22 protein-coding genes and 3 pseudogenes are annotated in these 25,531 nt (G+C 56.9%); 14 read left to right on the top strand and 11 right to left on the bottom strand.

Annotation, left to right across the window (positions count from 1 at the left end; translation table 11 throughout):
* The first annotated feature begins 448 nt into the window (after positions 1-448).
* Both AC1ME2_RS02245 and AC1ME2_RS02240 read left to right on the top strand, forming a co-directional pair.
* Complete coding sequence (locus AC1ME2_RS02245) at positions 449-1,933, top strand: NCS1 family nucleobase:cation symporter-1 (RefSeq protein WP_480439062.1); 1,485 nt, start codon at positions 449-451, stop codon at positions 1,931-1,933.
* A 77-nt stretch (positions 1,934-2,010) separates the two neighbouring features.
* Positions 2,011-3,294: a Zn-dependent hydrolase gene (locus tag AC1ME2_RS02240; protein ID WP_480439061.1), complete on the top strand. Its 1,284-nt coding sequence runs from the start codon at positions 2,011-2,013 to the stop codon at positions 3,292-3,294.
* Positions 3,295-3,367: 73 nt separating this feature from the next.
* On the opposite strand, the pseudogene AC1ME2_RS02235 reads toward AC1ME2_RS02240, so the two are convergent.
* Positions 3,368-3,508: pseudogene (locus AC1ME2_RS02235) on the bottom strand (DUF6691 family protein); the annotation flags it as partial.
* 111 nt (positions 3,509-3,619) lie between these two features.
* Here AC1ME2_RS02235 and AC1ME2_RS02230 point away from each other — a divergent pair.
* Together AC1ME2_RS02230 and tssA are read left to right on the top strand one after the other, a co-directional pair.
* Positions 3,620-4,243 (top strand): annotated as a pseudogene (locus tag AC1ME2_RS02230) (type VI secretion system protein ImpL); the annotation flags it as partial.
* Complete coding sequence (tssA, locus tag AC1ME2_RS02225) at positions 4,240-5,334, top strand: type VI secretion system protein TssA (RefSeq protein ID WP_480439060.1); 1,095 nt, start codon at positions 4,240-4,242, stop codon at positions 5,332-5,334. The pseudogene AC1ME2_RS02230 and the gene tssA, both read left to right, overlap by 4 nt.
* Before the next feature lie 116 nt (positions 5,335-5,450).
* Here the strand turns inward: tssA and AC1ME2_RS02220 are convergent, their stop codons facing one another.
* On the bottom strand, positions 5,451-6,731 hold the full coding sequence (locus AC1ME2_RS02220; RefSeq protein ID WP_480439059.1) for a type II toxin-antitoxin system HipA family toxin: 1,281 nt from the start codon (positions 6,729-6,731) through the stop codon (positions 5,451-5,453).
* Positions 6,728-7,237: a helix-turn-helix domain-containing protein gene (locus AC1ME2_RS02215; protein WP_480439057.1), complete on the bottom strand. Its 510-nt coding sequence runs from the start codon at positions 7,235-7,237 to the stop codon at positions 6,728-6,730. The genes AC1ME2_RS02220 and AC1ME2_RS02215 overlap by 4 nt, the downstream gene beginning before the upstream one ends.
* Positions 7,238-7,484: 247 nt before the next feature.
* Between AC1ME2_RS02215 and AC1ME2_RS02210 the strand changes: the two genes are divergently transcribed.
* Entirely contained in the window at positions 7,485-8,315 is an 831-nt protein-coding gene (locus AC1ME2_RS02210) for a hypothetical protein (protein ID WP_480439056.1), read from the top strand.
* 120 nt (positions 8,316-8,435) lie between these two features.
* Positions 8,436-8,747 (top strand): hypothetical protein, encoded by a 312-nt coding sequence (locus tag AC1ME2_RS02205; protein ID WP_480439054.1) that lies wholly within the window; start codon positions 8,436-8,438, stop codon positions 8,745-8,747.
* A 33-nt stretch (positions 8,748-8,780) separates the two neighbouring features.
* Here AC1ME2_RS02205 and AC1ME2_RS02200 read toward each other — a convergent pair whose 3' ends face one another.
* The 3 genes from AC1ME2_RS02200 to AC1ME2_RS02190 all read right to left on the bottom strand — a co-directional run bounded on the left by AC1ME2_RS02200 (position 8,781) and on the right by AC1ME2_RS02190 (position 11,012).
* Entirely contained in the window at positions 8,781-9,158 is a 378-nt protein-coding gene (locus AC1ME2_RS02200) for a LysR substrate-binding domain-containing protein (protein ID WP_480439053.1), read from the bottom strand.
* Positions 9,112-10,209 (bottom strand): diguanylate cyclase, encoded by a 1,098-nt coding sequence (locus AC1ME2_RS02195; protein WP_480439052.1) that lies wholly within the window; start codon positions 10,207-10,209, stop codon positions 9,112-9,114. The genes AC1ME2_RS02200 and AC1ME2_RS02195 overlap by 47 nt, the downstream gene beginning before the upstream one ends.
* Before the next feature lie 413 nt (positions 10,210-10,622).
* The gene (locus AC1ME2_RS02190; protein ID WP_480439051.1) at positions 10,623-11,012 is read right to left on the bottom strand and encodes a hypothetical protein; all 390 of its coding nucleotides are present in this window, start codon (positions 11,010-11,012) and stop codon (positions 10,623-10,625) included.
* A gap of 602 nt (positions 11,013-11,614) precedes the next feature.
* Between AC1ME2_RS02190 and AC1ME2_RS02185 the strand changes: the two are divergent.
* Both AC1ME2_RS02185 and AC1ME2_RS02180 read left to right on the top strand, forming a co-directional pair.
* Positions 11,615-12,646, top strand: a pseudogene (locus AC1ME2_RS02185) (HAMP domain-containing protein); the annotation flags it as partial.
* A gap of 93 nt (positions 12,647-12,739) precedes the next feature.
* Positions 12,740-13,504, top strand: a complete 765-nt coding sequence (locus tag AC1ME2_RS02180) for a methyl-accepting chemotaxis protein (protein ID WP_480441960.1) — start codon at positions 12,740-12,742, stop codon at positions 13,502-13,504.
* 26 nt (positions 13,505-13,530) lie between these two features.
* Here the strand turns inward: AC1ME2_RS02180 and AC1ME2_RS02175 are convergent, their stop codons facing one another.
* From AC1ME2_RS02175 to AC1ME2_RS02165, 3 genes are all read right to left on the bottom strand, one after another.
* Positions 13,531-15,897: a DNA polymerase II gene (locus AC1ME2_RS02175; protein ID WP_480441959.1), complete on the bottom strand. Its 2,367-nt coding sequence runs from the start codon at positions 15,895-15,897 to the stop codon at positions 13,531-13,533.
* A 135-nt stretch (positions 15,898-16,032) separates the two neighbouring features.
* Complete coding sequence (locus AC1ME2_RS02170) at positions 16,033-17,400, bottom strand: sensor histidine kinase (RefSeq protein WP_480439050.1); 1,368 nt, start codon at positions 17,398-17,400, stop codon at positions 16,033-16,035.
* The gene (locus tag AC1ME2_RS02165; RefSeq protein ID WP_480439049.1) at positions 17,378-18,070 is read right to left on the bottom strand and encodes a response regulator transcription factor; all 693 of its coding nucleotides are present in this window, start codon (positions 18,068-18,070) and stop codon (positions 17,378-17,380) included. Before AC1ME2_RS02165 ends, AC1ME2_RS02170 begins: the two co-directional genes overlap by 23 nt.
* Positions 18,071-18,217: 147 nt before the next feature.
* On the opposite strand from AC1ME2_RS02165, the gene AC1ME2_RS02160 reads away from it, so the two are divergent.
* On the top strand, positions 18,218-18,922 hold the full coding sequence (locus AC1ME2_RS02160; RefSeq protein WP_480439048.1) for a response regulator transcription factor: 705 nt from the start codon (positions 18,218-18,220) through the stop codon (positions 18,920-18,922).
* Positions 18,923-19,249: 327 nt separating this feature from the next.
* On the opposite strand, the gene AC1ME2_RS02155 is transcribed toward AC1ME2_RS02160, so the two are convergent.
* Entirely contained in the window at positions 19,250-19,453 is a 204-nt protein-coding gene (locus tag AC1ME2_RS02155) for a co-regulatory protein PtrA N-terminal domain-containing protein (protein WP_480439047.1), read from the bottom strand.
* A gap of 249 nt (positions 19,454-19,702) precedes the next feature.
* On the opposite strand from AC1ME2_RS02155, the gene AC1ME2_RS02150 reads away from it, so the two are divergent.
* The 5 genes from AC1ME2_RS02150 to arsJ all read left to right on the top strand — a co-directional run bounded on the left by AC1ME2_RS02150 (position 19,703) and on the right by arsJ (position 24,390).
* Positions 19,703-20,059 (top strand): metalloregulator ArsR/SmtB family transcription factor, encoded by a 357-nt coding sequence (locus tag AC1ME2_RS02150; RefSeq protein ID WP_480439046.1) that lies wholly within the window; start codon positions 19,703-19,705, stop codon positions 20,057-20,059.
* A 75-nt stretch (positions 20,060-20,134) separates the two neighbouring features.
* Positions 20,135-21,208, top strand: coding sequence for an ACR3 family arsenite efflux transporter (gene arsB / locus AC1ME2_RS02145; protein WP_480439044.1), 1,074 nt, complete (start codon positions 20,135-20,137; stop codon positions 21,206-21,208).
* Complete coding sequence (gene arsH, locus AC1ME2_RS02140; protein ID WP_480439043.1) at positions 21,201-21,917, top strand: arsenical resistance protein ArsH; 717 nt, start codon at positions 21,201-21,203, stop codon at positions 21,915-21,917. The genes arsB and arsH overlap by 8 nt, the downstream gene beginning before the upstream one ends.
* Positions 21,918-22,006: 89 nt before the next feature.
* Positions 22,007-23,011 (top strand): ArsJ-associated glyceraldehyde-3-phosphate dehydrogenase, encoded by a 1,005-nt coding sequence (locus AC1ME2_RS02135; RefSeq protein ID WP_480439041.1) that lies wholly within the window; start codon positions 22,007-22,009, stop codon positions 23,009-23,011.
* A gap of 158 nt (positions 23,012-23,169) precedes the next feature.
* The gene (gene arsJ / locus AC1ME2_RS02130; protein WP_480439040.1) at positions 23,170-24,390 is read left to right on the top strand and encodes an organoarsenical effux MFS transporter ArsJ; all 1,221 of its coding nucleotides are present in this window, start codon (positions 23,170-23,172) and stop codon (positions 24,388-24,390) included.
* 18 nt (positions 24,391-24,408) lie between these two features.
* Here arsJ and ada read toward each other — a convergent pair whose 3' ends face one another.
* On the bottom strand, positions 24,409-25,485 hold the full coding sequence (gene ada / locus AC1ME2_RS02125) for a bifunctional DNA-binding transcriptional regulator/O6-methylguanine-DNA methyltransferase Ada (protein WP_480439038.1): 1,077 nt from the start codon (positions 25,483-25,485) through the stop codon (positions 24,409-24,411).
* Between the last annotated feature and the right edge of the window lie 46 nt (positions 25,486-25,531).

Below are 25,531 nucleotides of genomic sequence, written 5' to 3'. Positions count from 1 at the left end.
TAACGATTTATTTATAAAATCACCAAAATGGTTCGACCTCTCACCATTTTGACGCACTTGACAGGTTTCAAAAATAGACGAGATTTCTTATGTGAAATCAGCTGTTTGAGGAAGGTCTATGGTTGATGCGCAACGTTGAAAAAAAGATCCATGCACCAGATTGAGTCCTGACTGTTCGGACAACGTGCCTGGCATTCGGCCTGAGCGAACGGACAAGTAACCCTGGACCCAATCGTTGGATAAATAAAACTGATGAGCATCAGTTATTTACAAAGATTTTATGGCGCTGCCCGATGCATAAGCGGAATACCCGGCACGTTTATTGATGCCGCCGCTGACACCTTGGCCGGTCCGTAAAGTTGTCAGTTTCTCCGGCCATCGTCCGGCTAGCGCTTGTTGGCGCCAGCCCCCGATGAGCAAAAATAATCAAAACAACAGTGGAGCGGCCATGCAACAGATCAGATCGCAAGTGACCGAGCGCGACGGCTTGTTTGAGCTCGAAGCCGGCAGCGACGTCCTTGACAGTCCCCGTTACAACCACGACATGGCACCGACCAAGGTGCACGAACGAACTTGGAACAAATGGCACATCACCGCCTTGTGGATCGGCATGTCGATCTGCGTGCCGACCTACACCCTTGGCGGGGTGCTCACCGCTTACTTCGGTTTGAGCGTCGGCGAAGCGCTGTTGGCGATTCTGTTTGCCAACCTCATCGTGCTGATCCCCCTGACCCTGAACGCCTTCGCCGGCACCAAGTACGGCATCCCGTTTCCGGTGTTGCTGCGGTCGTCCTTCGGCATCCTCGGCTCCAATGTGCCGTGCCTGATCCGCGCGCTGGTAGCGTGCGGCTGGTTCGGCATCCAGACAATGTTTGGCGGGCTGGCGATTCATCTGTTTCTGGGCTCGATTTTCGAGGGCTGGAAATCCCTCGGTGGTACCGGGGAAGTCATCGGTTTCATGATCTTCTGGTCGCTGAACCTATGGGTGGTATTGCGCGGGGCCGAATCGATCAAATGGCTGGAAATGCTCTCGGCACCGCTGTTGGTGCTGGTGGGGGTAGGGCTGCTTGTTTGGGCAATGCCGAATGTGTCGATGACCGAGTTGCTGGCAATCCCGGCCAAGCGTCCGGAAGGGGCCAGCGTGGTCAGTTACTTCGCCGCCGGGCTGACGGCCATGGTCGGGTTCTGGGCGACCTTGTCCCTGAATATTCCGGACTTCAGCCGTTACGCCAAAAGCCAGAAAGATCAGATTCTCGGGCAGCTTTTTGGTTTGCCGCTGACCATGTTCCTGTTTGCTTCCCTGGGCGTCGTCATGACCGCTGCGTCGGTGAAATTGGTGGGCGTCACGGTCTCCGATCCGGTCAGCCTGATCGGCCATATTCAGAGCCCGGTCTGGGTCGCGCTGGCCATGGCGTTGATCATCATCGCCACGCTTGCTACCAACACCGCGGCCAACATCGTTTCGCCAACCAATGACTTCCAGAACATCGCGCCCAAGGTGATCAACCGCACCAAAGCGGTGTTGCTCACCGGTCTGGTCGGGTTGTTGCTGATGGGCCATGAATTGCTGAAAAAGCTTGGGCTGATTGTCTCGAACGTGAGCCTGGAGACGGTCTACTCCAACTGGTTGCTGGGGTATTCCAGCCTGTTGGGACCGATTGCCGGGATCATGGTGGTGGACTATTTCCTGATCAAGAAACAGCAACTGGATCTGGCCGGGCTGTATCGCGATGACATTTATCCGGCGTGGAACTGGTTTGGTTTTACCGCGTTTGGCGTGCCGGTGGTGCTGACGTTGATGTCGCTGGGCAGTGATGTGTTCAGCTGGTTCTACAGCTATGGCTGGTTTACCGGCTCGGCCCTGGGCGGATTGATTTATTACGGGTTGTGCTCGATGCGCAGCAGCCCGTCTGTTGTGAAATCTTCGGGTTGAACAACGGGCCCCATCGCGAGCAAACACACCAACGAAGTGCTTGAAGAACCCCATAAATACTGCCTGAGGAGATCAACATGAACGCTGCCGTAGACGTTCTGCAATCCACCCATCAGTACATCAACCGCGACCGCCTGTGGCAGTCGCTCATGGAACTGGCCAAGCTCGGCGCCACGGTCAAGGGCGGGGTCTGTCGCCTGGCCCTGACCGACCTCGACCGTCAGGCCCGGGACATCTTCGTCAACTGGTGCACAGAGGCCGGCTGCACCGTTAGCATTGATGCCGTGGGTAACATCTTCGCCCGCCGCCCCGGCCGCAACCCGAACCTGCCGCCAGTCATGACCGGCAGCCACATCGACACCCAGCCCACGGGCGGCAAGTTCGACGGTTGCTTCGGTGTACTGGCCGGTGTCGAAGTGCTGCGCACCCTCAATGACCTGGGCGTGGAAACCGAAGCGCCGCTGGAAGTGGTGGTCTGGACCAACGAAGAAGGTTCGCGCTTCGCCCCGTGCATGATGGGCTCCGGCGTGTTCGCAGAAAAATTCACGCTTGAAGAAACCCTGGCCAAGGTCGATGCCGATGGCATCACGGTCGGCGAAGCGCTTAATGCCATCGGCTACGCTGGCCCGCGCAAGGTCAGCGGCCATGCGGTCGGCGCCTATTTCGAAGCGCACATCGAGCAAGGCCCGATCCTCGAAGATGAACACAAAACCATCGGCGTGGTGATGGGCGCCCTCGGCCAGAAATGGTTCGACCTGAAACTACGCGGTGTCGAAGCTCACGCCGGCCCGACCCCGATGCACCTGCGCAAAGACGCGCTGGTCGGCGCATCGGTCATCGTCGGTGCGGTCAACCGCGCCGCCCTCGGCCATCAACCCCACGCCTGCGGCACCGTCGGTTGTCTGCAAGCCTATCCCGGCTCACGCAACGTCATCCCCGGCGAGGTACGCATGACCCTGGACTTCCGTCATCTGGAACCGGCGCGGCTGGACTCGATGATCGCCGAGGTTCGCGACGTCATCGAAACCACGTGCGAAGAACATGGCCTGACCTTCGAACTGACACCCACCGCCGACTTCCCACCGCTGTACTTCGACAAGGTCTGCGTCGACGCGGTACGCGGCGCCGCTCAAGGCCTTGGGTTGTCACATATGGACATCGTCAGCGGGGCAGGGCACGACGCAATCTTCCTCGCCGAACTCGGCCAGGCCGGAATGATTTTCGTGCCGTGCGAAGGCGGCATCAGCCACAACGAAATCGAAAACGCCGCGCCGGATGACCTGGCGGCCGGGTGTGCGGTGTTGTTGCGGGCAATGCTGGCGGCGTCGGCGGCGATTGCCAGTGGGCAATTGGCGGCCTGAAGCGTAAAGGATTGCAGACTTCGGCAACGCCTGCGGGCGCCGCCGAAGGTTGCGACCTTCTACCGTTGGCGACTCAACGGCGTGCTTGCAGCGCTCTGAACATCAACATCCCTGCCAACATGGCGATCGCAAACACCCACGCCTGCCAGTGCCCGGTGGGCAGCGACACCCGTGCCGGGCCGGGGCAGATGCCGGCAATGCCCCAGCCAGCCCCTCATGATGCGTCCTGACGCCAAAGTCGAAAGCGTAGCCCTAGCAGGGTGTGGGGGGTGACTATCTCATTAGTGTACCTATACCCCAAACCCGTAGACTTTCGAAAGTCTATCGACTGGCGGCCAATGAGTTTCTCGAACGCCTGAAGCTGGCTCGCCCGTGGCTGGGCGCGATGTTGCTGCGTGACAAGGCAGGCCTGGCGGGGATCGATATGGAAGTTCGTTGGCGTACCGACCGCGACAGCGAGCAAGGCGCGGACCAGGTGATCGCCTGGACACTGGACGCCGGTAATCAGGGCATCAGCTACCCCGGTGAAGAGCAACAGGTGCTGCACTGGAACGTCGGCCAGCCGATCAACCTGCTGCTGCGCTGGGCGAAAGGCGGCACGCAACGGCCGGTTAACGATCCGTTACAGGCTGACCTGCGGGTCAGCGGACTGGAAGCCGAATGGCAATACCTTGGTCCCTGGTCATTGTTGCGTTTAATGAGTGCCCATGTGTCGATGCAGCGCCAACCGAATGCGGACTACACCGATTTCCCGCTGAGCCTGGCAGTGCCCGTGCACGCGCCGCAGGATGAAGAGAACCAGGCAGTGATGTTCGTGCGTCTATCGCTCATGAGTCAGGGAGGCAAAGCCCCGTTGTCTATTCAACCCTTGCCGGTTCAGGCGCCGCGTTCGCCGTTCGGTTACGGGCCGCGTTCTGTTGTCGATGCCAATGTAGGGAGGAACCCATGAGTATGCTTTCGCTGCCATACCCGGATCGGGTCAGCCAGTTGCTCGACCCCTTGTCTGCGGATTTGCCCTGTGGCAACAGCCTGCGCTATGAGCCGGATTTCGACCGGCTGCGCGAACTGCGTCGTGAGGACGATGCTAGTTTGCCTACCGGTGTGTGGAAGTCGGACATCAAGCGCGCCGATTGGGGTGAAGTGGAAAAACTATCCACCACGGTGTTGCGTGAGCGCAGCAAAGACCTGATGGTTGCGGTTTGGCTGGGTGAGGCTTGGCTGCACCGGGACGCGTTGCCCGGGATCACCGATGCGCTGGCCCTGATCACCCAATTATGCGAACGCTACCCGCAAGACTTGCACCCTCAGGCCGAGGATGGCGACCAGTCCTGGCGCGTCACGCCTCTGGACTGGCTGGCTCGCCGTTACGGCGAGCTACTGCACACTCAACTTCCGCTGTTCGGTGACAAAGACGGTGATTTCGCTGGGTTTAGCCTCTTTGATTGGCAGCAGGTGCAGCACAAGCAAGTGGCTGTCAACGACACCAAACCAGCCAAGATCGCCGCCGAAGCCGCGTTAAGCCAGCAAAATAAACTCAATGAGCGTGTCCGCAGTACGCCCCTGGCGTGGTGGCTACGCAGCCTGGACGCCATGCAACTGGCGATTAAACAATTGGCAGCACTGGAACGCTGGAGCGATCTTCATCTGCAGGAACTTGCGCCCACGTATGTCTTGCTGCAGAAGATCCTTCAGTCGTTGACGGTACTTTTCAAGGAGTTCATCGCAATGCACCCGCCTCAGGTTGTGCTGATCGACATTCAGGATTCAGCGGCGCAGGCAATCGTTGATGTGACTGGCGAATTGAAAACCGTGCGATCACCTGTCCAGGTATTCGCCGAACCGCGTAGCCGCGAAGAGGCCTATCGCCAATTGCTGCTGATCGCCGATTACCTGGCCAGGACCGAACCTCACAGCCCGGTGCCCTACCTGATCAAGCGGGGAGTGGAGTGGGGCAACAAACCCCTCAAAGAACTGCTCTCGGAACTGATCTCCGCCGACCCGGAAGCTCGGCGGTTATGGACTCTCCTTGGCGTTCTGTAATGACTTGAGCGGATCAACGTCTGGCGATCAAACGCTCCAGAACGTTTATGCTCAATGGCAAGCTGCCGACGACCTCGGCGAGACAGTTGTCAAGATTGGAAATGATGATGCTTATGTCAAACGGTGTCGTTCATGGAGAGCCTGAAGGCCCCTCTCATTTCATCTTGTTCTCGACGTGAAATACCGAGTGTGTTGGCCAGGATTGGCCATTGCTGAACAACTTGTTGGAACTGTTCAATCATCTCGTCGGCATCGGTTAAAGGCACCCGGAAGATCGGTGCCACTGAGCGAGCCAGATCCAGATCCAGCGCATTGTCGTTTTCGCTGACATTCAGCTTGAGGGCGTGACCGTACTTGTCCGGATTCATGTCGTAGGCTGGGGAAAGATGCCATCCTCGACCGGCATCAAGAATGAAGCCATGGTTGCGAAGGTGGTCGTCTGTGTTGGAAATCAACATGTTGAACAGGATGCGACTCCAGAGCTCGCGCAAGTCCACATTTGTGTTGGCGCCTTGAGTGATGAGTACCTGAGCCAGCTCCAGGTAGCTGACGCCGGTAGAGGCATCCTCGCCGTCGGTATGGCCCGTTAGGGTCATGGCGGAAGCAAAGTGCAGCCGTCTGCCATTTTCAGTGCGGTCGAAGCGTTTCACCCTGAAGCAGTGGTGCGGGCTGGCATAGCGTTCAGCGTCCATCTGCGCAACACGAAGACCACATGCTTCGGCCAGCGTACTGACGATGTACTCCCATGCGCCTACGTCATGTTCATCGCGAACGCTTGGGAACTTGGCTATCCAGAGCTGCCCTTCGGTGTCGACCACACTGGCTTTGGGCCGGGCGCCGCCCAACGAACCACCTGGGGCAATCAACATGCGAATCCAGTCATTACCTTCGGCAGCAGTATTGTCTGGGTCATTTTCCACGGATTGGCTGGCAGCCTCCAGTTCGCGCAACTGGACCAGAGGAGGGGCCGCCAAACCTTCCCGATTTTCGAGGAGCGGGCCATCGTCATCGATTTTAAAGCGCAAAGCGCCAACTCGGTAAGCGTCATGCACACCGAGGAGGTAGTTCGATTCGAACAGACGGGTATTTGCCGGCACCAAGCCTGATCTTTTATCGCGTTCTAGCCGACGGTTCATGAGCATTCGACCCCAACTGTCAGGGCTTGAGTCTGCAAACACGCCGAACGTCCCCCGTCCTTGCCCTGGATATTGATGGCCTTCGAAGAGCGCGAGTCGCGGATCGAGTTGGGTTATACCCAACTGCGGGTCAGCGAGTGCATCACGATCGTATTCGAACTCGAACAGTTCGCTGGCGCCACTGCGCCGTGCGTGGAGAAAGCCCAGTCTGCGAGGTGTTGGCAAGCCGTTCCAGTCGGCATAAACGGCAATCAAGTTCATTCCCTGGTTTCCGCATCGATAGGTTTTTTGGCTGCTTTTTTGGGTTTGATAATCAGAGCGGAAAGTTTCGACGCGGCTTTAACTGACGAGTCCGGGCTTTGCGCAGCGCTCGACAGGTCGTCCTGACTGGGTGTTGGTGGCGTGGAGACCGTCCGTTGGCGCAGCGCCGTTTTGGTGCCATCGGAGGTGATCGATTTCCCGGCATGAGGGCGCGGCTTGCTCAGGAGGGCTGAGTCTTGCAGGTGGCGCCCCATATCGTCAGTTTTGGCGATCAGGGAAATATCTTGCTCTAGACCAAGCACCTGTAGGACAGAAAGGTACGCGCCCATAGTGACGCCAGAGCCACCCCGTTCCAGGGCCCGCAGCGTCATCTGCGACATACCGGCTCGCTCTGCCACCTGCTTGGCCTGCAGCTTGCGCCGCAAGCGGGCAAGGCGAAGCCGTTCGCCGAGCTCGACAAGGAGACGGCTTGTAGCGGGGAGGAGAGGGGCTGTTTTGTTGGCCATGTGTACAACAATTCCGATATTCGTCGAAGGTGAGTGCAAGAATAATAGCACTTTGTTGACAATTTACAGCGTGATGCAATTATTGTGGCGTTTTTTTTCTTATGGTTAAAGAATAATTGCATTGTGATGAGCGTGTTTGGGCTGCGCGCCTTTGGCGATAGAAATTTTCGCGGAGAAATCCTTTGTCACCCGAGTATGATGGTGGGTCGAGAACAGCCCTGAGTTCTGTTAACAATAAATAATCAACTTGACCACGCTACCCGTTGGTCAAGTTAAAGGTGGCGTGCTGTATTTGCCTGTCACCGTGTGTTCTATAAGGACTTATATGCATTTTGGTATTGACCCGACGACGGGCTCACGCGTCACCGCTGTCGTTTTTCAACGGCTTTACGGAACGACCACAACGGACGAGCTGACGCCTCAGCCCGCTGAATGTCCGTATTGCAAACAACATCTTTATCTTCGTCAGGGGGCAAAAAACCTGCATTTCTGGCATGGAACAGCGTCAGGATTCTGTCCGAGCAAAGCGCCGTTCGGGCAACCGACCATGGGTTTGAAGCCTAATAATTCGGACGCCGAGAGTGGTGCCAACCTGCGGGCGCTGTTCAAGGCTCACTGGCAGCTGCATTACCAGGAATTGGCTCGGTTGATTCCGGCGATGAGTTTCGATGAGTTTTTGATGCTGCTGGAGCAAGCGCTCAGTCGAAATATGTTCGCTTACAGGGGTATGGCGATCGAAGATGTGCCTTATGTGTTGGTGTTGGCCCATGATTACCCACCTGCGACCGGAATGAAGCAGAAAGGCGTCCTGAGGCGCAAGTACTGGTTTCGTTTCTGGTATGACATGACGGTCAATCGCATTGACGACTTATGGAGTGGTGGGGCCGCCAATGTCGCCCTGACGCGCGCATCATTCACCCCACCTGTGGCTCCCAAAAAATTCCCGGATCACGACGCTGATCTGGTCAAGGACACGGCGATCTTACGCACGCCGTTTCTCGACGCTGCATTGCCAAATCTTCCTTCGTTTGTAGTCACTGCAGTTGACCAGTGGTTTACGAAGCACCCGGCGTTTTAATTTTCCCCTGGCGTATTGACCCTTCACTTTTTCAGCGGGGTTGATTTTCTTGAAAGGTCATTGCGCCAATCCAATCTCGTCTCTATAAAATTGAACCTAACTCCCCCAAAAGGCGCCGAAATGAATACAGAGCTGACCGAACAAGAAATGCGAAACGCTTTAGGGCTTGATGCCCAAGTCCAGGATGCACCGGAGGAGCCTGAACAAAGACCAGCCTCACCCCCCGCAGCAGCACCCAAGCCTAAAAAACGAGCCTCCACGGGGCTCCGCGTTACGCTTCGGGTGACACGAGAATTCGAGGGTGAAGAGACGCTCTTCGTTCACGATACGAATACCCTGAGTCGCTTTGATGCCGAGCAATTTGCTAGAAAAGCTGCAATGAAGGAGAAGTTTAGATTTTTCGAATTAGTTTCAATCGCTGCAATTGAATAAGTGCCCAGCAATGGCATTTGTTTAGTTGCAGTTTCAGGTGGGTTTTTGGTGTTCTTTTCTGACCGTGGGTTCATCGAGGCTATCAAAGCTCAATCGCAGCCTCAGCGTTTCCAATAATCGCTCCACCGCCATCGACAACTGCCGGTTCGCTCGAACCATCAAATGTGCTTCGGCACTTTCGAATACTTCGTTCTGCGTTCTGAGCGCTGTCAGTTGACCCTCTGCGACTTCATTGGCCACTGCATGGGCAGACAGTAAGGTCACCCCAAGACGGACCTTGGCCTTGACGTAACTCTTCAGGGTGGCGATGGAGTTGGTGATCAGGCTGGACTTGAACTGAATCCGGTCGGTATATTCGGCTTTTTCACGCGCCTGATTCGCCATATTGCTGGGCTGATCGCGTATCGTCATCAGGCCGTGAGCCGAAGCAGGCGACCTGGTTTCCCCCAAGGGCTTTAGCTTCGTACAGTGCCAAGTCCGCTTGTTTGAACCATTCGTTGAACAACATTGGATTGTCGAATTCGGTTAGACCGATACTCAAGGTCGCAAGGGGACCTTGCTTTGGACCGAATACAGCGTCAGCGACTTCCATCCTCACCCTTTCAAGCACCTGAAAGGCGACCACCTTATGGGTATCAGGTAGAAATACACAAAACTCATCCCCGCCGAATCTCGCCACAATGTCAGTTGAGCGGGCGTTCGCCCTGAGCGCGGAAGCCACGTGTCGCAGGACTTCATCCCCGACAAGGTGACCATGCATGTCGTTTATCTGCTTGAAACTATCCAGATCTACGAGTGCAAGACACCCGTTCGAGGCTCCGTATCCGCAGCGTTTATATTCGTTTTCAAGCAGCGCATTCCAGTAACGACGGTTGTAGAGCCCTGTCAAGCTGTCGGTCTCACTCAACGTACGTAACACTTTACGGTTCTGCCCTAGCCGAAGCGCAAGCCGGTATAACGTCCAGCCGATGACCAATGGCTGGACGATGATCATCGGCACCGTCGAATAGACCACCAAGGGACTGCTATAAAACGAGAAACTTAAGCCGAATATCGCGATGGAGAAGGCTATTCCCACCATTTGGGCCAGCCAACCGCGTAATACAAAGGCCATCCCACCGGTAGCAACGTTGTTCATTGCCAGCATCGAGAACATCACAATGCTAGGGAACAGGTTGAACCCTATGGTGGCGATCAAAAACGCGGCAAAAGCGGAGTCAAGCAGGACACTATGCCGTTCAATATGCGCGGGACGTTCGGAGGATCGCGCCAGTACAAAGGCAATCCACGGCCAGACGAAGCAGAAGGTGATGAGCAGTGCCCAAATAAACGGTGGACGACCTTGCTCCCAAAAGACCCCCGCGACGCAGAAAAAACCAGTGGCCAGCCCTACTGCACGAGGCACCAATGTGCGTTTTGCGAAAGCTTGGCTTCTGTTCCTTGCTCCGAATGAACTCGTCATTGCTGTATCCATACATCCAGGTGGTGCAGCTACGGCATCGCTTAAGCGCTGGCCAAGTCGAGCATGAAAATCTTATGCGCGCTCGATAATTTAACAGACTTATTGAGTTGTATATCAAAGCTACCTGGGTCTGCTGCTTCAACCCCCTCACGCGCCCTCCCTCCGGCCGGAGAGTTGCAAACCATGGCTGGGGTTATGTGGAGTGCAGTTCGTGGGGTAATGGCGGTGGGGTCGATCAGTGGAGTGAAACCCTGCGTCAGGCGGTAGCCCGGACGGAACACCGCAAGGTTCAGGTCGGTTTCTGTGGACCCGAAGCTAACCTGCACAGCGGGCAGCTGTCATCAGCCTCTGACAAGGCTGTCCACTTGGCCGGTGGACGCCTGTCCATTCCTGTTTCGGAAGCGCGATGTCCCTTAGCCGATTCCGTGGTCGTCGGGATGCCGTGCCGGGACCAGGATCGGGCTACGCGTGCACACGCTGATCACCAGTCGCGCCACCAGGTCATGCAAGATGATGGTGTGGCGGTTGCCCGTGGTTTCGTAGCGCTGCTTGATCTTCGCTTTTAGCTCCCGATCACCACTGACCTCAACCAGAATATCCACCTCGCCAACGGCCTCGACCATTTCTAGCGGGTCCAGGAAACAAGGGATTTGCCGCTCGCGGGCCAGGGTCATCCCGGTGGATTCTGGATCAAGGTCTGCGACACCCAGAACCTGAATGTAGTCATACTGCAGCAGCTCACTTAGCAACGGCGAGCCGGTGCGGCCTGCGCCGATCACGGCGATGCTGATGTTTTGCGACATAGGGGTAAATTCCTTTTTCGAATGACAGGACAAATTGGTTCGTTCGGCAAATGCTAACAGCTTTGCCCTGAATACGGCCATGCAGCACAGCGCCACAGGCAGGCTAATTAGCCGAAGAGTGCCACAGATCAGTTGTTGGCCACTTGCGGCCTGTCACGACCGGCCGCTTCACGCTCTTGGGAAGCCAGTCAACCTTGATCAAGGTTCTTGATCAGCGGTGAACCGCGCTTCCTCAAGGCATTCAAATAGGTGGTTTCATCGTAGGGCTTATGAGCTCGTTTCTCCAGCCAGTACCCAATCTGCCCGAAGACTCCTATAGCCCTGCTTAGTAACGTGCTTCTGCACGTTACTAGTGTGCGCTTGCACCTGAAAAGCCAGATTTAAATGCTCGCGAGCGCTGTGCATTGTTTTCGACATTTCTGATTAATCTTTAGTCCATCACTGTCGATATAAAGGCGATAGCCCAGAAAAGACTGAAGAACGCGGATGCTCCTCAAGGGAACGGAGGAATAACCGGTTTGCCCCCCCTAAAATAATGCCCATATCGTGCTCTTTCGGAGAAAGGGCGCCCTTGGTCATGAAGACTGACCGGACTACACGCCATGAATAATCATTTGCGCTTCAGCCATAAAATTCTGCTGGCCGCTTCGCTGATCGTGATTACAACCTTCGCACTCTTTACCTCGTACAACGACTACCTGCAGCGCAATGCGATTCGCAGTGATCTGAAGAACCACCTGCATGAGATGGGCAGCGCCACGGCGCGCAATATTCAGACCTGGCTTAATGGGCGGACCCTGCTCATTGAAAACCTCTCGCAATCGGCCGCCCTCAATCCCGACGTAACGAATGTGGGCAATGTGCTCAGCCAGAAAGCGCTCATTTCCAGCTTTATGAGCGTTTACATCGGCGGTTCGGATGGCAGTTTTACTATACGGCCGGACAGTAAGATGCCGGACGGCTACGACCCACGCGTACGGCCTTGGTACAAAGGTGCGCAAGGCAGCAGCGTTTCGACACTGACTGAGCCCTACATTGATCTGGCAACTGGCGAGCTGGTGATTTCCGTTGTTGATGCCGTGCAAAAGGCCGGTCAAAACATTGGAGTGGTCGGTGGGGATTTGAGTTTGAAAACCATTGCCGACAGTATTAACGCTCTGGATTTCGACGGCATGGGTTATGCCTTCCTGGTCAGCGCGGACGGTAAAGTCTTGGTTCATCCGGACAAAGCCTTTGTGATGAAAACCCTCAAAGACATTTACCCAAAAGACACGCCACCGATCAGCGACGCTATCAGTGAAGTCCAGGTCGACGGTAAAACCCGCATCGTCACCTTTACCCCTATCAAAGGCCTGTCCTCGGTCAGCTGGTACATCGGCTTGTCCGTGGATAAAGACAAGGCCTACGGAGTGTTGAGCGAGTTCCGGACCTCTGCGATTGTCGCGACACTCATTGCGGTGGTTATCATCATCGCGTTGCTCGGTATGCTGATCGGTATGCTGATGAAGCCCTTGCATGTAATGACGCATACCCTGCAGGACATCGCTGAAGGTGAAGGCGACCTGACCAAGCGGCTGACCATCCAGACTCAGGATGAATTTGGCATCCTGGGTACCGCGTTCAACCGCTTCGTCGAACGAATCCACGGCTCAATCCGCGAAGTGTCGTCGGCCACTGATCATCTCAACGAGGTGGCCGCGCGTGTGGTCAGCGCCTCCAACTCATCCATGCTCAACTCGGATGAACAAGCCAATCGTACCCACAGCGTCGCAGCTGCGATCAACGAATTGGGTGCTGCGGCGCAGGAGATAGCTCGCAATGCGGCACAAGCTTCCCGCCAGGCCAGCGATGCGCGGCAATTGGCCGAGGAAGGTCAGCAGGTGGTCGATAAAAGCATTCAGTCGATGAATCAATTGTCCGAGATGCTCAGCGCCTCCAGCAGCAATATCGAGTCGCTTAACAGCAAAACCGTGAACATCGGGCAGATTCTCGAAGTGATCACCAGTATTTCTCAGCAAACCAATTTGCTGGCGCTCAATGCGGCCATCGAAGCGGCGAGGGCAGGGGAAGCCGGACGGGGATTTGCGGTAGTGGCCGACGAGGTTCGAAACCTGGCGCACCGCACTCAGGAGTCGGCGCAACAGGTTCAGAAAATGATCGACGAGCTGCAAATCGGTGCCCGCGAATCGGTCAGTACGATGACTGAAAGCCAGCGCCATAGTCAGGACAGCGTTGTCGTCGCCAACCTCGCCGGGGAGCGTTTGAGCAGCGTGAACCAACGCATTGGCGAAATCGACGGCATGAACCAGTCGGTCGCCACCGCCACCGAAGAACAGACTGCGGTCGTCGAGGCGATCAACATCGATATCACCGAGATCAACACCCTCAATCAGGAAGGGGTGGAAAACCTTCAGACAACGTTGCGTGCCTGCTCCGACCTGGAACAGCATGCGGGTCGCCTTAAGCAGTTGGTGGGCAGTTTCCGGATATAGGTTTTAGTCGTGACCGCTGGTTAGTATCAGAACAAGCAGAGCTGTCCGCCGACCAGCGTGGCGAAATCGTCTTGCACGAAGGGCAGAATGGCGTCCGCCACCGGTTGCAGCTGGCGGGTGACGTAGTGGTCGTAGTCGATCGCCGTACGCCGGGTTTCCAGAGGCTCGGGGCCCCCGGCGGTCATTACGTAGCTGATCCAGCCGCCGTTCTGGTATTGGCGCGGTCTGCCCAGTTGGTCGTTGTATTCGTCGGCGAGGCGCGCCGCACGCACATGCGGTGGCACGTTGCGCTGGTAGTCGGCCAGTTGACGGCGCAGGCGCTTGCGATAGATCAGCAGTTCATCGAGCTCTCCCGCCAGCGTCCGGCGCACATAGTCGCGCACATAGTCCTGATACGGTTGCCGATTGAAGATGCGCAGGTAGAGCTCCTGCTGGAACTGGCGGGCCAGTGGCGACCAGTCGCTGCGCACCGTTTCCAGTCCCTTGTAGACCATTTCGTGGCTGCCGTCCGCACGCGTGACCAACCCGGCGTAGCGCTTCTTGCTGCCTTCCTCGGCGCCCCGGATGGTGGGCATCAGGAAGCGGCGGAAGTGTGTCTCGAACTGGAGCTCAAGCGCGCTTTCCAACCCGAACTCACTGAGCAGGTGGTCGCGCCACCACAGATTGACGTGCTGCACCAATGCCTGCCCGATGCGTGCCGCTTCTTCCTCTGAATGGATGTGCCCTAGCCAGACGAAGGTGGAGTCGGTGTCTCCGTAGATCACGGCATAGCCTTGGGCCTCTACCAATTCGCGCGTCTTACGCATGATTTCGTGGCCGCGCAGCGTGATGGATGAGGACAGGCGAGGGTCGAAGAAGCGGCAGCCGCTGGATCCCAGTACACCGTAGAACGCGTTCATGATGATCTTCAGCGCCTGCGAGAGTGGGCTGTTGTGTTCGAGCTTGGCCGCTTCCCGGCTTTGCGAAACACGTGCCACGATGTCCGGCAGACAATGTCGGGTCCGCGAGAAGCGCGCACCGCGAAAGCCTGGTACCGACTCGCTGTCACCGGGATGCCGCATGCCCTCTACCAGCCCCACTGGATCGATCAGGAACGTGCGGATAATCGATGGATACAGACTCTTGTAGTCGAGCACCAGCACCGACTCATACAGGCCGGGGCGCGAGTCCATCACGAAGCCGCCCGGACTCGCTTCTGGCGGCCGCTCCCCAAGGTTCGGCGCGACAAAACCCAGTCGATGCATCTGAGGTATATAGAGGTGCGAAAAGGCGGCGACCGAGCCGCCACTGCTGTCAGTGGGCAAGCCCGTGACGGTGGCACGCTCCAGCAGGAATGTCAGTAGCTCGGTCTTCGCGAAGATCCGTGTCACGAGCTCGCAGTCCTTCAGGTTGTACCGCGCCAAGGCGGGTTTATCCTCGGCGAACATGCGGTCGATGGCATCCATGCGCTGGTACGGGGTGTCGATGGACTTGCCTTCGCCAAGCAGCGTCTGTGCGACGTATTCGAGGCTGAACGATGGAAAGCTCCAGGTCGCGGAACGCAGTGCTTCGATGCCATCGATAATCAGGCGCCCGGCGGCTGCCGCGAAGTAGTGGTTGCTGCGGGTGCCGTGCTTGCGCCAACCCATCACGTCGCCGCCGCGTCCGAGTCGCAGCGGTACCTGCAAGCGCTGAGCATGTTCGTGTAACACGCGCAGGTCGAACTGCACGAGGTTCCAGCCGATGATCGCATCGGGGTCGTGCCGGGCAAGCCACTGGTTCAGTCTCTCGAGCAACTGAGTCCGGGTGTCGCAATAGTCCAGCAGGAAATCGACAGCATCGTCCTTGCCGTTTGCAGGCCCAAGCATATAGACCTGGCGCTCGCCACAGCCTTCGAGCGCGATGGAATACAGGTCGCCTTGGGCGTTGGTTTCAATGTCCAGGGAGACCAGCTTCAACCGGGGGCGATAGTCCGGAGCGGGTTTCATGTGTTGCGCGTCAGGCACTGTGTCGTTGCCGTCCGCCGCTCCGCCGAACCACACTGGCGCGGTAATGAAGCGTTCCATCAGGTAGCGTTCCGGCGGACGGATATCGGCCTCGAAGACATCGACGCCAGCCTTTCTCAAGTGTTTGTCGATATTCATCAACTGGCGATGCTGCTGGCAATATAAGCCCAGCACGGGACGGTGCTGGAAATCGCAGAGGCCCAGCGGGCGGAGTTCTATGTCGCGCTCGCTGCGCAGTAGCGACTCGGCCTGTTCGCGCTGCTCGGCAGGAATGAAGGCCACCGAGGGCTGGTAAGGCAGGCGGATATACCGAGGACCGTCGTTGGTTGCCAACCAGAACCCGACCTCCGTGCCTGCGGGCGTATCACGCCAGTGCCGGGTCAGGACAAAACCCTGCTTTAGATCCACCGCTGCAACCTCAAGAACCTGTTCCACGGCGCGATTCTACGTGCCATCGCCCTGGAGGGTGCACACTAAACGCAGAACGGGTCGTTCCACGGGGGTAGGCAGGTTATGTATCAATTATGCAGCGAGGCTTAATCGTTAAACAGAGGGTGCTTTCCCGATCAGATCAACCCGGCAGCCGGGCTGTGCATCATGAACTTTTAGGGTCATGTCATGCAGTCGGGCAACCGCTGAAACCATACTTAAACCCAGCCCATTGCCTGCGGTGTGGCGACTGGACTCGGAGCGGTAAAGGCGGCGCAATACGGCTTCACGCTCTGCCTCCGGTATGCCTGGGCCATTGTCACTGATGCTAATCCCGCTGTGGGTTGCATCGGCGATCACCCTGACCTGGATCCGGCTGTTGTCGGGCGAAAACTTGATGGCGTTGTCGAGTAGGTTGCACGCAGCATCGAACAGCAGTTGGGCGTCTCCCGATAGATTCGCGGGCTTGGCGCTGGGAATGAACTCAAGGGTCATGCCGCGCTCCTCCGTCAGCGGCTCGAATAGCTCGGTAGCGTCGGCGCCAATTTTATTGAGATCAACCAGGGAGAAGTGACTACGGCGGACGCTGCCTTCGATTTCCGAAATACGCAACAGTGCGCGGAACGTCTGCATCAACCCCTTCGACTCCTCAATGGCGACATCAATGGCGCTGGCATATTCCTCTTTGCTCAGGTCGCGTCGCTGTGCACGTTCCAGTCCGGCGATCAGCCGGGTAAGCGGTGTGCGTAAATCATGGGCTATATCGTCGCAGACACCTTTTACTTCACTCATCAGCCGCTCTAAAGCGTCAAGCATGCCGTTGACCACACTGGCGATACGATCAATGTCATCGCGGTTGCCGCGCGTGGGCAGGCGTCGACTGAGGTCGCCTTCGACGATTTTTTTTATGGATCGACTGAGAATGTCCAGGCGTCGGCGGGCGGAAAAGCCCAGCGCAATGGCGCCGAACAGGCCTACCACCAGCAACAGTGCGCCCCCGGAGATCAGGGCATTGACCAACAGTTCGTCAAACTCGCGAATATCGTGGATGTCCTGTCCGATCAGCAGCGTTGCGCCGTCTTCCAAGCGATGGACGATAAAACGGACAGGTCTGTTATGGCCGCTGGTTTTATCCCAGACAAACTCAGTGGGTCTGTCATATTCACGGAATACAGGCAGCGACTGTAAGGCTCCCGCGATGGGTTTGCCTTGTGCATTGAACACTGTGTAGGGGCGTCGCCCGTCGGGGTCCTGCTCGGCATGTTTGAGAAGTTCCTGCTGGCGCAGGACTGGAGGCTGTTGACTCCGGCGGTCTATCTCTTGATACAGGGTCGTGTCCACTTCAGCGATGAGATAACCGGTGGTTTGCCAGTAGATATAACCGAATAAGGCGAAGAACGAGCAACCGAACAGGGCCAAAAACATGAGCGCTGTACGGAAGCTGATCGTGCGCGGAATTTCACTCAGGTGAACGGAGAACATAGCCAGATCCGCGAATGGTGTGGAGCATGGGGGGTTCGCCGTCGCTATCGATTTTGCGGCGCAGGCGACCGATGTGCACTTCAATGACGTTCGTGCGCTCGTCGTAGTTATAGTTCCACACCGCTTCGAACAGCATGGTGCGCGTCACGACCTCGCCTGCGTGTTTTACCAGGTACTCAAGCAGTGCATATTCACGAGGCAGCAGCTCAATCTGCCGTTCCCCCCGGCGTACCGAGCGGCGCAGCAAGTCGAGGTCTAGATTGCCGACCCGCAGACGGTTCTCGCGATCCTGTTCCGGTTGCGCGATGCGTCGACGACTGAGTGCATCCAGGCGCGCGGTCAACTCGATGAACTCGAATGGTTTGGTTAGATAGTCGTCCCCGCCCGCGCGCAGGCCCTTGACTCGATCATCCAGTGCACTTAAAGCACTGAGTATCAGCACCGGCGTAGTGATGCCTGAGGCGCGTAAAGCGGTGAGCATGCCCAAGCCATCGAGAGCGCCAGGGAGCATCCGGTCGAGGACAATAATGTCGAATGTATCGCTTATTGCTTGCAGTAAACCGTCCCGGCCATTCTCGGCCAGTGTCACGTCAAAACCATGATCCTGAAGGGCTGCTTCGATCTCGCGGGAGGTGACGGGGTCATCCTCAACGACCAATACATGAGTCATAGGCGTTATGCAGAGCTCTGTGGTGAGGCTTTTAGGTCGTGGTACTGGCTCTCGACCCCGTTAATGGCATAGTGTGCCAAATCGACATAGACGCAAAGGTCGCGGCAACATGAAAGAAAGTTTAGTTTCGACGACGTTGAGGTCTGCGTGCGCATCCTGGTGATCGAAGACGATGCGCGCACGGCAAGTTATCTGGTCCGTGGGCTGGGGGAGTGTGGGCATATCGTCGATGCTGCCGACGACGGTCCAAGTGGCCTGGCCATGGCGCTGGAGGGTATCTACGATGCGTTGATTGTCGATCGGAGCTTGCCGGGCATGGACGGCCTGGCCCTGGTCCGTGAGTTGCGCCGCCAGCAGATGCGATTGCCGGTACTGATGCTGAGTGCACTGGCCTCGACTCAACAGCGAGTCGAAGGCTTAAAGGCCGGCTGCGATGATTACCTGGGCAAACCCTACGCATTTGTCGAAGTCCTGGCCCGGCTGGATGCCTTGCTGCGTACCCACGATCAAAACCCTGGGCCTTCGCGCAGCCTTCAGGTCGGAGACCTTCACCTCGACTGCGCTGCGCGCCGGGCGACGCGTCAGGGACGAACGATCGCTCTGGCCTATCGTGAGACCTTGATCCTGGAAAAACTCATGCGTCATAGCGGTGAGATTGTTTCTCGCATGATGTTGCTTGAGAGCGCCTGGGACTATGAGTTTGATCCCAACGATAACGTGATCGATAAGCATATCTATCGCTTGCGACGCAAACTGGATGAAGGATTTGATCACTCCCTGATTCTCACCATTCCAGGCGTGGGTTATCGGCTTGATACAGGTGAAGATGCAGCCGGCAATGGAAGTGATTGATCAGAACACAGGTTATTTATAGTCCGTTTAAAGTGAGCTCTTCTGTGAACGAAATAGTGTCATAGAGGAGTTGGAAGGGTATTTACCGTTCCCTTTGGCGGACCAGGCACCCGGTCCGCCAAAATGGGGCCGGGCATCCAGAATAATCCAGAGTCCCGGGCCTGAGGCGATGTCTTGTCGCCCCTGTTTCCCGAGTCCCACTGCCACAAGGCAAGTAAGCGATTCGGTTAAAACATACGTTGCGCAGTTGTCCGGTTGCATCCCATGACACGTTAAGCGCATGGCGAATAATCCGGCTGCTCAGTCGAATTGACGGGTAGAGCACTGTCAGTTCGAGTGTTCTACTTCGCTAGAGCTCGCTTTCTGAGTACTCGCTACGGCCTGGGCATGTTCAGACTGCTGGTAATGTGCCATCGAGGCGTCTCGTGCAGCGACCATCTGGGCCATTACACGGTCGCCACCACCTTCGGCCATCGCTGTAACAGACGCACCCATCAGGGCAACGATCAACAACGCTTTAAGGGTTTTCATGGGGAACTCTCCACACTTCGGGTTTTGCCAGCAAGAATGTTTGCCGGCTTGAGCGTTAGGCTCGAGCACATCCTAGAGCGCCCCGCATTTCGCCCTGTTCCCCTGCACATGAATTTTTTTACATATTCGCTTTACGCCATATGCGAAAAACCATATATTCGAAAAATCGTATATGAGCTAAGACCTCGGCATGACCGCCAACGCCCGAGTCTTGTTCCTCTTGGTGACATCCACATTCAGAGAGCAGCAATGGCCGACCTTCTGACACCGACCACTGTTTTTAAATGCCTGGCTGACGACAACCGGGTGCGCATGATGTTGCTGGTCACTCGTGAGGGTGAACTCTGCGTCTGCGAGCTGACCTGCGCGCTCAACGAGAGTCAGCCCAAGGTATCCCGGCACTTGGCGCAACTGCGCAACTGCGGCTTGCTGGCGGATCGGCGGCAAGGGCAATGGGTGTATTACCGTCTGCACCCGAACCTGCCTGATTGGGTGCACGGCGTTTTGACCACCGTGCTGGACGCCAACAAGCAGTGGTTGAGTACTGATGCGAAACGTCTTGATGAAATGGGCGACCGTCCGGCGCGCGCCGCAGCGTGCTGCTGATCCGTCCATGTTGAGTGCCGAACAGCTCAAGGTGAGCCCGTTCTGATCGACACGCTTAAAGCAGGAGATATGAACATGAGTAAAAGTCGCCTTTCCTTCCTGGATCGGTACCTGACCCTGTGGATCTTCTTGGCCATGGCGTTCGGCATCGGGCTGGGGAGCCTGTTCGAAGGCTGGCCGCAGTGGCTCAACAGTCTGTCTGTGGGCAATACCAATATCCCGATTGCCATCGGCTTGATCGTCATGATGTATCCGCCCCTGGCCAAGGTTCGTTATGAAGAGCTGCCAGAGGTCTTCAAAGACAAGCGCATCCTTGCCTTGTCTCTGATCCAGAACTGGGTCGTCGGGCCGGTATTGATGTTCGTTTTGGCCATTGTCTTTCTGAGCGATAAGCCGGAATACATGACCGGGCTGATTCTCATCGGCCTCGCACGTTGCATCGCCATGGTGCTGGTCTGGAATCAGATCGCAGGCGGCAACAATCAATATGTCGCCGGATTGGTGGCCTTCAACAGCATCTTCCAGATCCTGTTCTTCAGTCTGTATGCCTGGGTGTTCCTTGGCCTCCTGCCGCCACTGTTCGGGTTGCAAGGCAGTGTCATCGAGACCAGCTTCATCAGCATTGCCGAGTCGGTTCTGATCTACCTGGGTGTGCCATTCCTGGCCGGTTTTCTGACCCGAAAGATCCTGATCGCCCGTAAAGGAAACGCTTGGTATCAAGAGCGCTTTATCCCAAAAATAAGCCCGCTGACCCTGGTGGCATTGCTGTTGACCATCGTCGCCATGTTCAGCCTCAAGGGCGACAAGGTGCTGCAATTGCCGCTAGATGTATTGCGCATTGCGATCCCGCTGACGATCTACTTCGTGGTGATGTTCTTTCTCAGTTTCTGCATGGGCAAGCTGCTCAAGGCAGATTACCCACGCACCACCGCGCTGGCTTTTACCGCCGCGAGCAACAACTTTGAACTTGCGATTGCGGTGGCCATCGCCACCTTCGGCCTGGCGTCCCCGGTTGCTTTCGCCACGGTAATTGGCCCACTGGTGGAAGTGCCGGTACTGATTTCTTTAGTGGGTGTAGCGCTGTGGCTTAAACGCCGCTGGTTTGATGAACCCAAGAGCGCAGCTGCGCAGGACAACGACTATGTATGACGACCCCATCCCCCAACTCGACGCCGAATTGGTTGAATTACCTTCGGCAGACAAACTGGGGATCGAGCTTAAATCCACCCATAAACCACGCATCCTGCTGCTGTATGGATCGACGCGTGAGCGCTCCTTCAGCCGCTTGCTGGTAGAGGAGGCTGCTCGCCTGCTGCAACGCATGGGCGCCGAAACACGGCTTTTCAATCCATCAGGCTTGCCATTGCCCGATGACGTGGCCGATGACCACCCGCAGGTTCAACAGCTGCGCGAACTGGTGCTGTGGTCGGAAGGGCAAGTCTGGTGCTCACCCGAGCGCCACGGCTCAATGAGTGCCGTGTTCAAAGCACAGATCGACTGGGTGCCTCTGGCCATGGGCGCAGTCCGTCCGACCCAGGGTAAAACCCTGGCGGTCATGCAGGTGTGTGGTGGTTCTCAGTCGTTCAATGTGGTCAATCAACTGCGGGTACTCGGGCGCTGGATGCGGATGTTCACCATCCCCAATCAATCGTCCGTACCGAAGGCCTATCTGGAGTTCGACGAGAACGGTCGCATGAAACCCTCTCCCTTCTATGACCGCGTCATCGACGTGATGGAGGAGTTGGTGAAATTCACGCTGCTGCTGCGCGACCGCCAGGACTATCTGGTTGACCGCTATTCCGAGCGTAAAGAGTCGGCGGAAGCACTCATGGACCGGGTTAATCAGCGTTCTATCTGAGGACAGTTTTACCGTGTGATAACCGATATTCGGCCAGTTCGATACGCGTAAATCGGCCCCCACTGACATCAGTTACAAGGAGCAAAGACATGGCTATCAAAGTTGGCATTAATGGTTTCGGTCGGATCGGTCGCCTCGCGCTGCGAGCTGCCTGGAGTTGGCCAGAGTTTGAATTCGTGCAAATCAACGACCCGGCAGGTGATGCGGCAACGCATGCGCACCTGCTCAACTTCGACTCCGTGCATGGCCGCTGGCAGTACCAGGCCGGTGCCGAGGGCGAGTGCATTGTCATCGACGGCAAGCGGATCAAGGTCAGTGCCAATAAAGCGATTGCCGATACCGATTGGTCGGGCTGCGATCTGGTGATCGAAGCCAGCGGCAAAATGAAGACGGTTGCGGTCCTTCAGGGCTACCTGGACCAAGGCGTGAAGCGCGTTGTGGTCAGTGCCCCGGTGAAGGAGAGCGGGGCGTTGAACATTGTGATGGGGGTCAATCACCACCTGTTCAACCCTGCGCAACATCGCATCGTGACCGCTGCTTCGTGCACCACGAACTGCCTGGCTCCGGTGGTCAAAGTGATCCACGAAAAGCTGGGGATTCGTCACGGCTCGATCACCACCATTCATGACCTGACCAACACCCAGAGCATCCTCGATCAGCCACACAAGGATCTGCGCCGTGCGCGTGCTTCCGGGATGAGCTTGATTCCGACCAGCACCGGCTCTGCCACGGCCATCGCCGAAATTTTCCCAGAGCTGCGCGGACGCCTGAATGGTCACGCCGTGCGCGTCCCGTTGGCCAACGCTTCGCTGACCGACTGTGTGTTCGAAGTCGAACGCGCCACGACCGCAGAAGAAGTGAATCAACTGCTGAAGGACGCTTCCGAGAATGAATTGAAAGACATTCTTGGCTATGAGGAGCGTCCACTGGTGTCCATCGACTACCGTACCGACCCGCGTTCTTCGATTATTGATGCGCTGTCGACCATGGTCATCAATGGCACCCAAGTAAAAATCTATGCGTGGTACGACAACGAATGGGGCTATGCCAACCGTACGGTCGAACTGGCGAAAATGGTCGGTTTGGCAGTCTGATAGGCGATACCGCCCCGTCTTCAACGCCGCGCTGTCGCGCAGCAAACTGGGGCGATCGCAGCCTTCGGCAGCTCCTACGAATCTGCGTTTAGCTGAAAATATAACGACATTTATGCTTTATTTTTCAATAACTTATCTGTTGTTTGATAGGATCAATCATGAACGCGTTGTCAGCCCTCGCTCCTGAAGTGCGGCAGTACCTGCTCGTCACGGGTAATTACTGGGCCTTCACCCTCACCGATGGCGCGCTGCGCATGTTGGTGGTACTGCACTTTCATGCGCTGGGCTACAGCCCGCTTCAGATTGCGGCGCTGTTTTTGTTCTATGAATTCTTTGGTGTGGTCACCAACCTCGTGGGTGGCTACCTTGGGGCCCGCTTGGGCCTGAACCGAACCATGAATATTGGTTTGGCCATTCAGGTCGTGGCACTGCTGATGCTGACAGTGCCATCGGTCTGGCTGACGATTCCTTGGGTGATGGGTGCCCAGGCCTTGTCGGGGATTGCCAAAGACCTGAACAAGATGAGTGCCAAAAGTTCGATCAAGCTGCTGGTGCCCGATGGACAGCAGAGCAGGCTCTATCAGTGGATAGCCATCCTCACCGGCTCGAAGAATGCGCTCAAGGGCGTCGGTTTCTTTCTGGGCGGTGCTTTGCTGGCAGCCATCGGATTCAAGGGCGCGGTGCTGGCCATGGCCATCGTGTTGGGGCTGATCTGGATCAGCAGTTTGATCTTACTCAAGAAGGACTTGGGCAAAGCTAAAGCCAAACCCAAGTTCCGGGAGATCCTTTCCAAGAGCCGTGCAATCAACATCCTGTCGGCAGCGCGGATGTTTTTGTTTGGTGCTCGGGATGTCTGGTTTGTCGTCGCATTGCCGGTCTATCTCAGTACAGTCTTTGGCTGGGACGTCTGGAAGGTCGGTGGTTTTCTTGCTGCGTGGGTGATCGGCTACGGCATCGTGCAGTCGTTCGCGCCAAGCATCACAGGCAAGAAAAACGGGCGTGTGCCCGATGGGCGCGCGGCCTTTCTCTGGGCGCTTCCGCTGGCGGTGTTGCCAGGTGCAATTGCCCTGGGGTTGAACACCGGCTTATCCGAGCACGTCGTTCTGTTGGGTGGGCTGATGGTCTTTGGTGCCCTGTTCGCGGTGAACTCATCGCTGCACAGCTACCTGATTGTCTCCTACGCCAAGGAAGACGGTGTCTCGCTGGATGTGGGCTTCTACTACATGTCCAACGCCATGGGTCGCTTGATCGGCACAATCCTCTCTGGATGGATTTACCAGGTGTATGGGCTGATTGCGTGCTTGTGGATATCGAGCGCTTTTGTGGTGCTCGCCGCGTTGATTTCTATCGCTCTGCCCAGGCATGCCGAAGCCGTTTGACCCAAAACGGGCGCGTGCTCATTGAACTTCACGTTCCAGCAGCAGGCGCTTGCGCTCCACACCCCAGCGATAACCGGAAATTGTGCCGTCGCTACGTACAACCCGATGGCATGGAATCGCAACGGCCACGCGGTTCGCTCCGCACGCTTGAGCGACCGCCCGGAAGGATTTCGGCGCACCGATCATGAGGGCGATTTCTGCATAACTGGCGGTTGTACCGACCGGAATGCTGCGGAGTGCCTGCCAGACACGCTCTTGGAACGCTGTACCACGCAGGTCCAAAGGCAAGTCCAGACCAATGGCCGGCGCTTCAATGAACCCCACCACTTTGGCAATCAGTTGCTCGAACGCGTGATCAGCACCCATAAAGTTGGCGCGCGGGAATTTGTCCTGCAGCTCGCGCACCAGCGCCTCGGGGTCATCGCCTAACGAAATGGCGCAAATACCGCGCGCGCTTTGAGCCACCAGGATCGCGCCTAATGAGCACTCGCCCACGGCAAACCGGATGTCGGTGTTGGCGCCTCCTGACCGATATTCTCCCGGCTTCATGCCGAGAACGCCGTTAGAGGACTCATAAAAACGGCTGTTGGCGTTGAAACCGGCCTCGTAGAGCGCGTCTGTCACCGAGCCGCCGCGCGCCAGTTGCTCGCGCATTTTGCGTGCACGATGAGCCGTGGCATAGGCCTTGGGCGTCAAGCCAGTAACTGCCTTGAACACACGGTGAAAGTGAAATGGACTCAAGCCCACGTGTTCGGCCAGCTGATTAAGGTTGGGTACGGTCTCGGCCTGCTCAATGATCTGACAGGCGTTGGTGACCAGGGCGGCATGGTGTTCGGCGACCCAGGTTTGATCGGCGGCCGCGCGTTTACTGGCGCGGTAGCCCGCTGCTTTGGCGTGTTCGGCAGTGTCGAAGAACTCGACATTTTCTATTCGCGGCAGCCGGGAAGGGCTGCTGGGGCGGCAATACACCCCCGTCGTTTTCACTGCGTAGACAAACTGCTGGTCAGCCGCCGGATCACGGGCAAGTACTGCCAGCCAGCGTGGGTCATTTTCAGCTACGTTGCCTTTGGCCTGCGGAGGCGCTGTGGTTTTCATGTCGTTCTCTACTCAGCATTCACGTTGAGTTCAGCTTAGGTGCACT

This window comes from Pseudomonas sp. ASL9 (assembly GCF_056680335.1).
This window is presented reverse-complemented; position numbering and strand designations above follow the sequence as displayed.